This window comes from Streptosporangium sp. NPDC000396, assembly GCF_042898655.1.
GTDB lineage: Bacteria > Actinomycetota > Actinomycetes > Streptosporangiales > Streptosporangiaceae > Streptosporangium.
In genome coordinates this window covers 14117-27537 of the sequence record NZ_JBIAZA010000031.1, presented here as the reverse complement: position 1 = coordinate 27537, position 13421 = coordinate 14117, and the positions used below count along the sequence as shown (strand labels likewise).

13 protein-coding genes are annotated in these 13421 nt (G+C 69.2%); 10 read left to right on the top strand and 3 right to left on the bottom strand.

The genetic code is table 11. From position 1 onward, the window contains the following. The first annotated feature begins 9 nt into the window (after positions 1 to 9). From ACFY2X_RS36830 to ACFY2X_RS36810, 5 genes are all read left to right on the top strand, one after another. A complete protein-coding gene (locus ACFY2X_RS36830; protein WP_389947705.1) occupies positions 10 to 348 on the top strand; it encodes an STAS domain-containing protein in 339 nt (112 codons plus the stop codon). A gap of 47 nt (positions 349 to 395) precedes the next feature. Further along, a complete protein-coding gene (locus tag ACFY2X_RS36825) occupies positions 396 to 1169 on the top strand; it encodes an SDR family oxidoreductase (RefSeq protein WP_389947704.1) in 774 nt (257 codons plus the stop codon). 9 nt (positions 1170 to 1178) lie between these two features. Continuing rightward, the gene (locus ACFY2X_RS36820; protein WP_389947703.1) at positions 1179 to 1943 is read left to right on the top strand and encodes a crotonase/enoyl-CoA hydratase family protein; all 765 of its coding nucleotides are present in this window, start codon (positions 1179 to 1181) and stop codon (positions 1941 to 1943) included. Positions 1944 to 2212: 269 nt separating this feature from the next. After that, positions 2213 to 2857, top strand: coding sequence for a rhomboid family intramembrane serine protease (locus ACFY2X_RS36815; RefSeq protein WP_389947702.1), 645 nt, complete (start codon positions 2213 to 2215; stop codon positions 2855 to 2857). 144 nt (positions 2858 to 3001) lie between these two features. Then, positions 3002 to 3814: a UTRA domain-containing protein gene (locus tag ACFY2X_RS36810; protein WP_389947701.1), complete on the top strand. Its 813-nt coding sequence runs from the start codon at positions 3002 to 3004 to the stop codon at positions 3812 to 3814. Between the two features lie 65 nt (positions 3815 to 3879). Here ACFY2X_RS36810 and ACFY2X_RS36805 read toward each other — a convergent pair whose 3' ends face one another. From ACFY2X_RS36805 to ACFY2X_RS36795, 3 genes are all read right to left on the bottom strand, one after another. Beyond that, positions 3880 to 4443 carry a TIGR00645 family protein gene (locus ACFY2X_RS36805; RefSeq protein ID WP_389947700.1) on the bottom strand — a complete coding sequence of 188 codons (564 nt, stop codon included), beginning with the start codon at positions 4441 to 4443 and terminating at the stop codon, positions 3880 to 3882. A 220-nt stretch (positions 4444 to 4663) separates the two neighbouring features. After that, entirely contained in the window at positions 4664 to 5773 is a 1110-nt protein-coding gene (gene serC / locus ACFY2X_RS36800) for a phosphoserine transaminase (protein ID WP_389947699.1), read from the bottom strand. Between the two features lie 123 nt (positions 5774 to 5896). After that, on the bottom strand, positions 5897 to 7003 hold the full coding sequence (locus ACFY2X_RS36795; protein WP_389947698.1) for a citrate synthase 2: 1107 nt from the start codon (positions 7001 to 7003) through the stop codon (positions 5897 to 5899). Positions 7004 to 7172: 169 nt separating this feature from the next. Between ACFY2X_RS36795 and pdxH the strand changes: the two genes are divergently transcribed. From pdxH to ACFY2X_RS36770, 5 genes are all read left to right on the top strand, one after another. Next, positions 7173 to 7826, top strand: a complete 654-nt coding sequence (gene pdxH / locus ACFY2X_RS36790; protein WP_389947697.1) for a pyridoxamine 5'-phosphate oxidase — start codon at positions 7173 to 7175, stop codon at positions 7824 to 7826. A 56-nt stretch (positions 7827 to 7882) separates the two neighbouring features. Continuing rightward, complete coding sequence (locus tag ACFY2X_RS36785; protein WP_389947696.1) at positions 7883 to 9130, top strand: MFS transporter; 1248 nt, start codon at positions 7883 to 7885, stop codon at positions 9128 to 9130. A 160-nt stretch (positions 9131 to 9290) separates the two neighbouring features. Next, the gene (locus ACFY2X_RS36780; protein WP_389947695.1) at positions 9291 to 9995 is read left to right on the top strand and encodes a metal-dependent transcriptional regulator; all 705 of its coding nucleotides are present in this window, start codon (positions 9291 to 9293) and stop codon (positions 9993 to 9995) included. Between the two features lie 120 nt (positions 9996 to 10115). Next, positions 10116 to 12338 (top strand): SpoIIE family protein phosphatase, encoded by a 2223-nt coding sequence (locus tag ACFY2X_RS36775; protein ID WP_389947694.1) that lies wholly within the window; start codon positions 10116 to 10118, stop codon positions 12336 to 12338. Between the two features lie 318 nt (positions 12339 to 12656). After that, a complete protein-coding gene (locus tag ACFY2X_RS36770) occupies positions 12657 to 13247 on the top strand; it encodes a TetR/AcrR family transcriptional regulator (RefSeq protein ID WP_389947693.1) in 591 nt (196 codons plus the stop codon). The last annotated feature ends 174 nt before the right edge of the window (positions 13248 to 13421 follow it).

Sequence of the window (13421 nt, the reverse complement as noted above, 5' to 3'; positions counted from 1 at the left end):
GGAGGACTGATGAAGTTGCGGTTGGCCCGCCGCGCCGTTGGCGACGCCGTGGTGGTGGCCGTCGAGGGCGAACTCGATCTGTTCACCGCCCCCTTCCTACGGGATGAGGTCCGTGACGCCATCAAGCTCGACAGCCCCCGGCTGGTCCTCGATCTCACCGCGCTGTCGTTCATGGACTCCAGCGGCCTGTCCGTGCTGATCGAGGCATGGCGGCTGGCCACGGGAGAGGGCGGCGGGGTCTGCCTGGCCGCACCCCAGGCGCCGGTGGCGCGGATCCTGCGAACGACGGGGCTCGACCGGCGGATAAAGGTCTATCCCGACGTCGGCAGCGCCGTCGGAGAGATTTAGCCCACCCCGAGTAGAACTTCATTCGGTCTCCGCGTTAAAGTCCGCTCATGGACCTGAACGGAGCAGCAGCAATCATCTCGGGCGGTGCCAGCGGTCTTGGCGAGGCCACGGCCCGCGACCTCGCCGCGCACGGTGCCACCGTGGTCATCGCCGACCTCAACGAGGAGCGTGGCAAGTCACTCGCCGACGAGCTCGGCGGGGTCTTCGTCAAGACCGACGTGTCCGACGAGGAGCAGGTGCAGGCGGCGGTGGACGCGGCCGTGGCGACGGGCAAGCCGCTGCGTGTCGTGGTCAACAGCGCGGGCATCGGCTGGGCCACCCGGACGGTGAACCGTGACGGTTCGCCGCACGACCTGGCCTCCTACCGCAAGGTCATCGACGTCAACCTGATCGGCACCTTCAACCTCATGCGCATCGGCGCCGCGGCCATCGCCAAGACCGAGCCGGTCGACGAGGACGGCCAGCGCGGCGTGGTGATCAACACCGCCTCGGTGGCGGCGCTGGAGGGCCAGACGGGCCAGGTGGCCTACTCGGCGTCCAAGGGCGGCATCGTCGGCATGACCGTTCCGGCCGCACGTGACCTGGCCGCCATCGGCGTCCGCGTCAACACGGTCTGCCCGGGCATCATCGACACCCCGATCTACGGCTTCGCGGCCAACGCCGAGGAGTTCAAGGCCAAGCTCGTGGCGCCGGTGGTCTTCCCCAAGCGCATGGGCCGGCCTTCGGAGTTCGCGCACCTGGTGCGCGCGCTGATCGAGAACGACTACATGAACGCCGAGGTCGTCCGGTTCGACGGCGGCATCCGCTTCCAGCCCAAGTAGGAGGCATCGGTGTCTGACGAGGTTCTGGTCGAAGTCGACGCCGGCGTCGCCGTCATCACGATCAACCGCCCCCAGGCCAGGAACGCCGTCAACGGCGCGGTGGCCCGGGGGATCGCCGCGGCGCTGGACGCGCTGGAGGAGCGCAAAGACGTCGCCGTCTACGTCCTGACCGGCGCGGGTGGCACGTTCTGCGCGGGCATGGACCTGAAGGGCTTCCTGACCGGTGACTTCCCGGTGGTGGAGGGCCGGGGCTTCGGCGGGATCGTCGAGGCGCCGCCGAAGAAGCCGATCATCGCCGCGATCGAGGGCTACGCTCTGGCCGGTGGTTGTGAGCTGGCGCTGGCCTGCGACATCATCATCGCCTCCGAGGAGGCCAAGTTCGGGCTGCCGGAGCCCAAGCGTGGCCTGGTCGCGGGCGCGGGCGGCATCATGCGGCTGCCGCGGCGCATTCCGTACCACATCGCGATGGAGATCGCCCTGACGGGCGAGCACTTCCCGGCCTCCCGGCTGCACGAGGTCGGCCTGGTCAACCACGTCACGCCCGCGGGCGAGGCGCTGGCCAGGGCGCTCGAACTGGCCAAGAAGATCGCGGCGAACGCCCCGCTGGCGCTCGCCGCGACCAAGCGGGTGATCGTCGAGTCCGCCGACTGGAGCATCGACGAGATGTTCGAGAAGCAGGGCGCGATCATCAACCCGGTGTTCGGTTCCAAGGACGCGATGGAGGGCGCGGCGGCCTTCGCCGAGAAGCGTGCCCCCCAGTGGAAGGGCGAATAGCCTTCCCGCCGGCCGCCGCCGGCTGACGAACGGCCGGCGGCGGTCGTCAGTGGTCGTCAGCGGCCAGATGGTCCGGCGGCCGGGCGGTCGAAGCCTGGCGTGATCGGAGCCGGGCGTGGTCCACGCGGTCACGCCCGGCGCGCTCGCGGTCGAAAGTGCGTACGGTATCCCGGCGCGTTCGTGGTCGGCAGTGCGTACGGTAAAGGTGTGGTCGAGTGCGGCGGGGGCACTTGACATCCACGCGACCGCTCCGAAGGCCAGGAGAGTGCATGAACGATCACGTGTCCGGGATCACCCCGACCGGCTCGTCCTCAGGGGAGCGCCTCAAGCGAAAGGCAGGCACCCTGGCCGCGGGCGCCGCCGGTGCCGCGATGCTCGTCATCGTCCTGGTCGCGGGTATGTGGGCGATCGAGGTGATCGACTATGTGCTGCCCGTCAACCTCGACGCCTACGGCATCAGGTCCTGGAGCCCGGATGGCCTGACGGGCATCTTCCTCGCCCCGTTCCTGCACGCGGGCTTCGGCCATCTGATGGCCAACTCCCTGCCCCTGCTGGTCCTCGGCTTCCTCGCCGCGCTGCGCGGGCTCGGCCGTTTCCTGGCGGCCAGCCTGATCATCATCGTCGTCAGCGGTCTGGGCGTCTGGTTCACCAGCTCACCCGCCATCGTCACGGTCGGCGCGAGCGGCCTGGTCTTCGGTTACTTCGGCTTCGTCGTCGCCCGGGGCCTGTTCGACCGCCGCGTCCTGGACATCGTCATCGGCCTCGGCGTCGCGGCGGCCTACTACTCGATCATCTGGGGCGTGCTCCCGGGCGATCCCGGCATCTCCTGGCAGGGGCACCTGTTCGGGCTGGCCGGCGGGATCGTGGCGGCGTGGGTCCTGCGCCGCAGGCGCCAGGCCGTCCCGGCCTACTGATCGCCCCGAGGCTTCCCCGCCGCCCCGCGAGGCTCCTCGTCCATCTCCTGCGGCGCCTTCGCCGGGACCTGACCTCGGCTGATGGGCTCCGGGGAGCTAAAGTCGGCCTGGACCACCCGCCCGCCAGGAAAATCAGAGACGCTTGTGGACGACAGGACCCCAGCCGACTTCGCCGCGATCGGCGACCCGATCGAGCGAGCCCGGGCGCTCAGCCGCGCCATGGCCGAGCAGCAGGCTCTGATCGCCGAGTTCGCCCGGCTCCGCCGCGAGGCCTTCGCCGAGGCCGAGGCCGCTGGGGCGAGCCAGGAGGCGATCGCGCGGCAGCTCGGCGTCATCCCCGGCCAGGCGTCCCAAATGCCACCAGCGGGCGTCAGGGGCGCCGCAGGCGCATCCTCGGAACCACGCCGGGGGTCCCGAGTGGTGGTCCGGCGTGCGCTCCCCACCGCGCCCGCCGTACGCGGTTCGGCGTCGCTCTTCGTGACGGAGGCCTGTGAGCAGGGCATCCGCGCGGATCGCCGCATGCTCTACGTCGGTCCCGAGCCGGCCGGTGACGACGTCGCCGCCGCCCTGTGCGTCGAGCCCGGGACCGAGATCCTGGCCCGCCGGAAGATGCTGCTCGCCGACGACGTGCCCGTGCGGATCGCCACCAGCTATTTCCGCCTCGACGTCTTCGGCGGTACCCCGATCTGCGCTCCGGGCTTCGTCAGGCCGAGCCTGCAGGCCGGGATCGAGGCCCTCGGCCACCGTTTCGGCCACGCGGAGGAGCATCTCGTCGCCCGCCCGCCCACCGGGTTCGAGGCGGAGAACCTGCGGCTCGAACCCGGTGAGTGGATCGTGCGGATCCTGCGTGCCAGCTATGGCGACGACGGCACGCCGGTTCACGTCCTGGAGACGGTCTGCGCGGCCTCCCGTCATGTCTTCCCCATCGGCCAGGTCGCCGGCGCGGACGAGTTCTGACCGGCCGTACGGCTTCCGTACGGGAACGGAAACCGTACGGAAGCGAAGATCGGGCCGGGACGGCGTCAGGCGTGGGTGCGCTCGGCGGGGGAGGTCCGCAGCAGGCGGTCGATGAAGGCCAGGCCGATGGCGGAGGCGACGAAGGCCAGGTGGATCAGGGTCTGCCAGAGGATCTTGTCGTTGGGGGTCTCCCTGACCTTGATGAAGGTCTGCAGCAGGTGGACCGAGGAGATGCCGACGATCGCGGTGGCCAGCTTGACCTTGAGCACGTTCGCGTTGACGTGGGAGAGCCACTCGGGCTCGTCGGGGTGGTCGTTGAGGTTGATGCGGGAGACGAAGGTCTCGTAACCGCCGATGATCACCATGATCAGCAGGTTGGAGATCATCACCACGTCGATGAGCCCGAGTATGGCCAGCATCACGGCGACCTCGGGCTTGTAGCCGGTGGGAAACGGCCCGTGCACAACGTCGGAGATCAGGTGCCAGAGCTCCACCATGAACTGGTAGACGTAGACGCCCTGCGCCACGATCAGGCCCAGATACAGCGGGACCTGCAGCCACCGGCTGGCGAACATCAGATAGCCCAGGCCCCCGGCCCGGGGCGAGGTGGCCTCCGAGGTCGAACTCACGCGTAGAACTCCCCTTGACGATCGTGTGGGGGACAACTCTACGGACGGGAACACTTAGGGCCGAATCGGGATATTCGGAAGACCGTATTGCCCGCCCGTCACCCCTGCCGCCTCCCGTCCCGATGCCCGGGGGCACGGCCGGACGCCGCACCCCCGGGCTCGACGGAAGCCCGAACGGAAAGCTCGAACGAAAGCCCGGACGAAAGCTCGGAAGGAAAGGTCAGAGCCGCTCGACCACGTGGTCGATGCAGTTCGTCAGGGCCTCGACGTCGTCCGGGTCGATGGCCGGGAACATCGCGATGCGGAGCTGGTTGCGGCCGAGCTTGCGGTAGGGCTCGGTGTCCACGATGCCGTTGGCGCGCAGGACCTTGGCGACCTGTGCGGCGTCCACGTCGTCGCTGAAGTCGATGGTGCCGACCACGTTGGAGCGGAACTCGGGGGCGGCGAACGGCGTGGTGTAGGAGGTCTTCTCCGCCCACGTGTAGAGCCGCCGGGCCGAGTCGGCGGTGCGGGCGGTGGTCCAGGCCAGGCCGCCGTTGGCGTTCATCCACTCGATCTGGTCGGCGAGCAGGAACAGCGTGGAGACCGACGGCGTGTTGTAGGTCTGGTCCTTGGAGGAGTTGTCGATCGCCACCGGCAGGCTGAAGAACTCGGGGACGTATCGGCCGCTCCCGGCGATCTCCTCGACCCTGGCCAGCGCGGCCGGGGACATCAGGGCGATCCACAGGCCTCCGTCGGAGGCGAAGCTCTTCTGCGGGGCGAAGTAGTAGACGTCGGTCTCGCTGATGTCGACGGGCAGGCCGCCGGCGCCGGACGTGGCGTCCACGAGCACGAGCGAGCCGTCCTCGCCCACGCGCCTGATCGGCATCGCGACACCGGTCGAGGTCTCGTTGTGGGTGAGCGCGTAGACGTCGACGCCCTCTTCCAGCTGGGCCTGGGGGTGCGTGCCGACCTCGGACTTGATCACGCTCGGGTCGCCCAGCCACGGGGCCTTCGCCACGACGGAGGCGAACTTGGAGGAGAACTCGCCGAAGCTCAAGTGCTGCGACTTCTCGCGGACGAGCCCGAAGGCGGCGATGTCCCAGAACGCGGTGGTGCCTCCGTTGCCGAGGACGACCTCGTAGCCCTCGGGAAGGGAGAACAGCTCCGACAGACCCGCGCGGACCCGCCCGACGAGCGACTTGACCGGCTTCTGGCGGTGGGAGGTGCCCAGGACGGCGGCTCCTGAGGAGGCGAGAGCCGAGAGCTGCTCGGGGCGCACCTTTGAGGGCCCGCAGCCGAAACGGCCGTCGGCGGGCTTGAGGTCAGAAGGAATCACGATGTCAGCCACCTGACCAGCCTACTGAGCCCGCCGCCCGACCCAGGCCGAAGTCCGTATCTTGAGATGAAGATGTCCGGAACGCGACACGGCTGCCGCGCGAGAAGGTCGCGCGACAGCCGTACAGGACATCGATCAGAAGGAACCGAGAACCTCGGCGGCGCCGGGAACGTCGTTGACCGAGCGCTGCGGCGGGCCCACATAGTTGGCGCTGGGGCGGACCAGCCTGCCCGTGCGCTTCTGCTCCAGGATGTGGGCGGCCCAGCCCGCGGTGCGGGCGCAGGTGAACATGGAGGTGAACATGTGCGAGGGAACCTGGGCGAAGTCCAGGATGACCGCGGCCCAGTACTCGACGTTGGTGGCGAGCACCCGGTCGGGCTTGCGGGCGTGCAGCTCTTCCAGGGCGGCCTGCTCCAGCGCCGCGGCGACCTCGTAACGCGGCGCGTCGAGCTCCTTGGCGGTACGGCGAAGCACGCGTGCCCGGGGGTCCTCGGCACGGTAGACGCGGTGACCGAAGCCCATGAGGCGCTGGCCCCGATCCAGCTCCTGCTGGACGTACTTCTTGGCGTCACCCAGCTTCTCGACGCCCTCGATCATGTGCAGCACGCGCGCGGGGGCACCCCCGTGCAGCGGTCCGGACATGGCGCCGATCGCACCGCTCAGCGCCGCGGCGACGTCGGCGCCGGTGGAGGCGATGACCCGGGCGGTGAAGGTGGAGGCGTTCATGCCGTGCTCGGCCGCGGACGTCCAGTAGGCGTCGATGGCCTTGACGTGCTTGGGGTCGGGCTCGCCCCGCCAGCGGATCATGAACCGCTCGACGATGGTCTCGGCCTTGTCGACCTGGCTCTGCGGGACCATCGGCAGACCGAGGCCGCGCGCGGACTGGGCGACGAAGCTGAGGGCGGTCACACTCGCGCGCGCGAGATCGGAACGCGCCTGGTCCTCGTCGATGTCGAGCAGCTGGCGGAAGCCGTACGCGGGGGCCAGCATGGCCAGCGCGCTCTGCACGTCGACGCGGATGTCACCGGAATGGACAGGAATGGGGTACGGCTCGGCCGGAGGCAGGCCCGGCTGGAACTTGTTGTCGACGAGCAGGCCCCACACGTTTCCGAAGGAAACGCGGCCGACCAGCTCTTCGATGTCTACGCCCCGATACCGAAGGGCGCCCCCTTCTTTGTCCGGTTCCGCGATCTCCGTCTCGAAAGCTACTACGCCTTCGAGCCCGGGTTTGAAGTCGGACATTCTCGGCCGCCTCCCTTTCTTGAAGTCAAAGCCTTGATGTCGAGATACCGGCGGGTCATATTCAACCCTGCGTAGGGCGGCGGTGTGCCGCCGGACCCGCCGGAACGCGATCGTCCCAGGTGGGGGGCGGCGCGTATGCTCTCCGTCAAGCACGGGAGAATACCTTCCCGTGGATGCCACATCGCGCCCGCCGTCGCTCGCGGGGCTTCGCCGTACGTATGAGGGCCTGCCGTTGATGGAGGCCGACCTCGCTCCCGATCCCATTTCGCAGTTCGCCGTCTGGTTCGGCGACGCCGTCGAGGCCGAGCTTCCGGAGCCGAACGCGATGGTGGTCGCGACCAGCTCCGCGGGCGGCCTGCCGACGGCCAGAATCGTGCTGCTCAAGGGGTACGACGAGAACGGGTTCGTGTTCTACACGAACTACGAGTCGCGCAAGGGCCGCGACCTCGCCGAGAACCCGCGGGCCAGCCTGCTGTTCCCCTGGCACTCCATCCGCCGGCAGGTGCGGGTGGAGGGTTCGGTGGTACGGCTGTCGCGCGAGGACTCGGCCGCCTACTTCAGGTCCCGCCCGTACGGTTCACGGATCGGAGCCTGGGCGTCGCGGCAATCCGCCGTCGTGCACTCCAGGGAGGAGCTGGACGCCCGCTACGCGGAGCTGTCGGCGCGCTGGCCGGAGGATCCGCCGGTGCCCGACTTCTGGGGCGGGTTCCGGGTCGTGCCCGCGGAGGTGGAGTTCTGGCAGGGCCAGCTCGACCGAATGCACGACCGCCTCCGCTACCGCCGTTCGGGCGACTCCTGGGCCATCGAACGCCTGGCTCCCTGACCGGTCACCCGTCATTTACTGATATATCCACATATGTCAGTGATCTAGGGGGCGGCGTGGCATTCGGGGACTTCGTTCGGCGGCTCGCGATGGACACGCGTCCTCTGGGTGTTCCGGCCTACCGGCGGCTCTGGATAGGCCAGGGTGTGTCGTTCATCGGGTTCCAGCTCACGTCGGTGGCGGTCAGCGCCCAGATCTACGACATCACCCAATCCTCGTTCTGGGTCGGCATGCTCGGCCCGGCCAACCTGATCCCCCTGGTGGTCTTCGGGCTGTGGGGCGGGGCGGTCGCCGACGCGGTGGACCGGCGCAGGCTGCTCATGATCGGTGCGCTGGTCGCCTGGACCGCGACCCTCGCGCTGCTGCTCCAGGCCGTCCTGGGGACCAGGAACATCGGCCTGATGCTGGCGACCGTGGCCGTGCACGCCACCGGGTTCGCCATCACCGGGCCGACCAGGGGCGCGATCATCCCCAGGCTGGTCCCGGCCGAGCTGGTCCCGGCGGCCAACACGCTCAACTTCCTGGTGAGCGGCCTCGGCACCGTCATCGGCCCGCTGATCGGCGGCGTCGTGCTCGCCCAGGCCGGGTTCGCCGCCGCCTACCTGATCGACGCGCTGCTGTTCGGCGCGGGTTTCTACGCCGCGGTACGGCTGCCGCAGCTCAAGCCGGTCGGCGAGGTGGCCCGCCCCGGCCTCCGGTCGGTCGTGGACGGCCTGCGCTACGTGAGCGGGCATCCGGTCGTGATGATGTCGTTCGTCGTGGACATCATCGCCATGGCGTTCGCCCTGCCCAGGGCGCTGTTCCCGGAGATCGTGGCCGAGCGGTTCGGCGGCTCCCCGGTTGCGTTCGGCTGGCTGTCGGCGAGCATCGCCCTAGGCTCGGTGCTCGCCGGGCTGCTGTCGGGCTGGGTGGGCCGGGTCCAGCGCCAGGGCCTGGCGCTGACGTTCGTGATCGCGGTCTGGGGGCTCAGCGTCGCCGGGGCCGGGCTCGTGGACCAGCTGTGGCCGATGGTCGCGCTGATCGCGCTCGGCGGAGCCGCCGACCTGGTCTCCGCCGTGTGGCGGCAGACGATCCTGCAGACCCACGCACCCGACGACATGCGCGGGCGGATGCAGGGCGTGTTCATGGTGGTGGTCGCCGGCGGTCCCCGGCTGGGGGACCTGCGGGCCGGGGCCACGGCGAGCTGGTTCGGTGCCACCGGGGCGTGGGTCGGCGGCGGGATCGCGTGCGCGGTCACGGTGCTGGCGGTGGGGCTCGCCGTACCCGCGTTCAGGAGGTATCGGCCCGCCGTACCGGCTGTTTGAGCCGGTCGGGAAGGTTTCAGCGCGGCCGGGTGTTGCCGTCCTTTGTCATCATGGGCAGATCTCCCAATAGGGTTCGGTGTCTGAGGCTTCCAGTCCCGCGCAAGCCCTTCAAGGAGGACGTCGCGCGATGGACACGGAACGAGATAGGACGGGAGGAGCCTTGACCGCACACGGCCTGATCGACACCACGGAGATGTATCTCCGTACGATCTTCGAGTTGGAAGAAGAGGGGATCGTCCCTCTGCGTGCGCGAATCGCCGAGCGGCTGCAGCAGAGTGGTCCGACCGTCAGTCAGACGGTCGCCCGCATGGAGCGGGACGGCCTGGTCAGGGTCGAGGGTGACCGGCACCTGACCATGACCGACCTGGGCCGCACGCTCGCGACGCGGGTCATGCGTAAGCACCGCCTGGCCGAATGCCTGCTCACCCAGGTGATCGGTCTTCCCTGGGAAGAGGTGCACATCGAGGCGTGCCGCTGGGAGCACGTCATGTCCGAGTCGGTGGAGACCCGGCTGGTCAGCCTGCTGAACAACCCCACCGAAGATCCGCACGGCAACCCCATCCCCGGTCTCGACGAGCTCGGGGTCGAGGGCGCCTCGAAGGGCGAGGGGGAGTCTCTGCCGTCCATGGCGGCCGTGGCCGGACCCAGAGATATACCCGTTGTCGTCCGCCGAATTAGCGAACAAGTGCAAAGCGATCCGGCTGTGATGCTTAAACTCAAGCAAGTTGGGATACAACCCGGACGCGAGGTAACGCTCGCGGCGAGCGACGACGGTGTGCGGGTGACAGGTGACAACGAGGCGGAAAACTCTCCAGCGGACCTTCCGCGAGACGTTGCCGCGCACGTTTTCGTCTCCACACGCTGACCAGGGCCCCTCTGCTTGGTTGAATCCCCCTCGGGAGACCCTCCACTCCCCGGCCGAGACTGCAGCAGGAGCAACCGTGGTTCGCTTTGCGCATACCCGTCCCCGAGGGGTGGTCACTGGATGAAGCGGTGGGGGGATCTTTCGCAAGACACCGCCGACCACCTTTCGGCTGGTTCTGTCCTTGATCATGCTGAGATGGCGGTGGTCGTCACCGACCGTTTCAGCAACCTTCTCTACTGGAACCCGTTCGCCGAGAAACTGTTCGGGCGTCCCGGAACCCAGGGGATCCGAGACCAGTCGCTCTCTCTGGGCATCATGGAGAAGGACCACCCACTCGCCGTCGAGCTCGCCAAACACGTGCTCAAGGGCGGCGTCTGGGAAGGCACGTTCGACGTCAGGCGCGGAGACGGGACGATGATCTACGTCCGCGCGCAGGCCGTGCCGCTGCGGCACTCGTCGGGCGCGGTGACGGGCATCGTCATCACCGCCCGCGAGGCGATGCGCAGCAACGAGCGGGAGAAAGACCGCTTCGGCCTGCTGGAGCGGATAGGCGAGCGGCTCGCCGGCTCGCTCTACGTCGAGGAGACGCTCAAGCGCGTCGCCGAGATGCTCGTCCCGCAGTTCGCCGACCACTGCTTCATCGAGCTGATGGAGGGCGAGCGGCTGACCCGCAGGGTCTCCACCCACGTCCAGGGCTGGAGCCCGCCGCCCAACACCTGGGCGCCGCTCGGCGCCGAGATCCGCTACCCCGCGGGGCACTATGCGGACATCGCGCTGCGTCGCCAGGAGACGATCCTGGTCGAAGACTTCTCCCAGACCAACTATCCGAGCCCCGGCGAGGCCAACACCCGCCTGGCGGCCGAGATCGGGATGACCTCGGCCATCGTGGCGCCGCTGTGCGTGCGCGGCGAGACCCTCGGGCTGATGTATCTGGGACTGTCGAACCTGACCGACCGGCGCAGCCCGCACTACGACGCCTTCGACCGCGACTTCGTCGGGGCCATCGCCACCCGGGTCGCCCTGGCCGTGGACAACGCGCTGCTGTTCGAGGAGGAGCGGCACACCGCCGAGTCCTTCCAGAAGCACCTGCTGCCCCGCGCGCTGCCCCAGCTCGACGGGCTGGAGATCGCGGTCCGCTACTACCCGGCCGCGCCCCTGGCCAGCCACGGGCAGGGCATCCAGACCCAGGTCGGCGGTGACTGGTACGACGTCATCCCGCTGTCGGCGGGCCGGGTCGGCATCGTCATCGGCGATGTCGAGGGCCGGGGCGCCAAGGCCGCCGCCATCATGGGCCAGCTGCGGGCCGCGCTGCGGGCCTTCGCCCAGGACGACAAGCCGCCCGCGGAGATCCTCGCCCGGCTCGACGAGTGGACGCGCATCATCGCCACCCCCGAGCAGGACGACAGCGGCACCGACGTCAGCATCCCTCCCATCGTCACGTGCCAGTACCTCGTCTACGACGCCTGGTCGCGGCAGCTGTCGTTCGCCAACGCCGGCCACGCGCCGCCGCTGCTGCTGCACGACGGGATCTGCACCGAGCTCGACATCCAGGAGGTCGGCCAGCCGCTCGGCGTCCGGGCCAAGGGCCTTCACGCCGACCTGGTCTACAAGGAGGAGACGCGGACGCTGCCCCCCGGGGCCGTGCTGCTGCTCTACACCGACGGTCTCGTGGATCGCCGTCCCGGGCGCGCCGACGGCAAGCCGCCCAGCGACGAGGAGACCCTCGGGGTGCTCAGCGAGAAGCTCGTCGAGGTCTCCGACGCCCCGGTGGAGCGCATCGCGGACGTCGCGACGGTGGCGGTGCCCGGTGAGATCGACGACGACATGGCCATCCTGGTGGTCAGAGCCGCTCCCGACGACCTTGAGGTCGAGGAGCGCACCTTCCCGGCCCAGCCGATCATGGTCGGCGAGGCCCGCCGGATGGCGGCGGAGGCGTTCACCGGCTGGAACGTCCCCGAGGAGCGCGCCGAACTCGCCTGCCTGCTGGTCTCCGAAGTGGTGACGAACGTCGTGCTGCATGCCGCCAGCGCCAGCATCCCGCGCCGGGAGCTGGTGGTCGACGCCTCGGCGGCGCCGTTCGACGAGTCCTGGGACTTCCCGGGCTTCGAAGACGAGATCGTCAACGAGAAGGAGTTCACCCTCCGCCTCCGCAGGGGTGGCGAATCCGTCTGGGTGGAGGTCTTCGACCAGGACCTGCGGCTTCCCCGCATCCGCAGCGCCGGGGAGAACGACGAGGGCGGACGAGGCCTCTATCTCGTCGACCAGCTCGCCAAGCGCTGGGGTTCGCGCCCGACCAAGGAGGGCAAGGCCGTCTGGTTCGAGATCCCCACCAAGGCCCGCTGAGCGCGGTGCGGCCGGGCATGGCGGGAGCGGCCGAATTCGTTCGGCGGCGGCCTCAGGATCTGGCGTGGTTCCAGGTCGTGCTGGTGCGGAAGTAGGTGTCGTAGAGCTCCTGGACCTCCAGCAGGCTCTCCGGCGGCACCTTGCCGTAGGCGATGCGCTCCAGGTGGCGGAAGTACTCGAATCGTTCGACTGAGCACGATGGCGAGACCGTAGGCGATGGGGGTGATCATGATTTTTCTCTTCGGCTAGCGGTGCTAGAAACAAGAGCGACATTAACATAGCTTCGATAGAAGCACTAGCGATGCTAGAGTTGCGAACATGTCGATTCAGGCGCGCCGGGAGCGCGAGCGGGCAGAGCGAGAGCGGTTGATCATCACAGCCGCCCGGGAACTGGCCGAGGCCGAAGGCTGGGAGGCGGTGACGACCCGGCGCCTCGCCGAACGGGTCGAATACAGCCAGCCGGTGCTCTACAGCCACTTCAAGGGCAAGGACGCCATCATGGCGGCGGTCGCGGTGGAGGGCTTCGCCGATCTCGCCGCCGATCTGCGCGCGGCCCGTACGTCGGCGGCCGACCCTCAACAGGCCCTCGCCGACGTCAGCGCCGCCTACGCCGCGTTCGCCGAGCAAAGGCCCGCGCTGTACGACGCCATGTTCGGCCAGACCGTCGACCTGCCGTTCGCCACCCCCGAAGCGCCGACCGCCCTGCACGCGGCCTTCGGCGAGCTGAGCGAGGCCGTACGGCCACAGGCCGGTGACGACGACCTGGGCCTGCTCACCGAGACCTTCTGGAGCGGCCTGCACGGACTGGTGACGCTCATGCGTGGCGGCAGGCTCCCGCGGGAGGGCCACGACCGGCGGCTGAGCCTCCTGATCAGCCGCTTCTCGCGCCGGCCCGCCGATGACACCTGACCATCGCGCCGTGACCCGCACCGATCACACGTCCTGGGACCCGCCGCACCGACGCTGACAGGATCGGAGGCGTGGCGATCGCGTTCCCGGCCCTGGACCGGCCGATAGGGATTGGGCGCCGGTCTTGATGGCTCGCGGTTTCGAAGTGTCGCTATGAGGTGACGCCGATCGGTG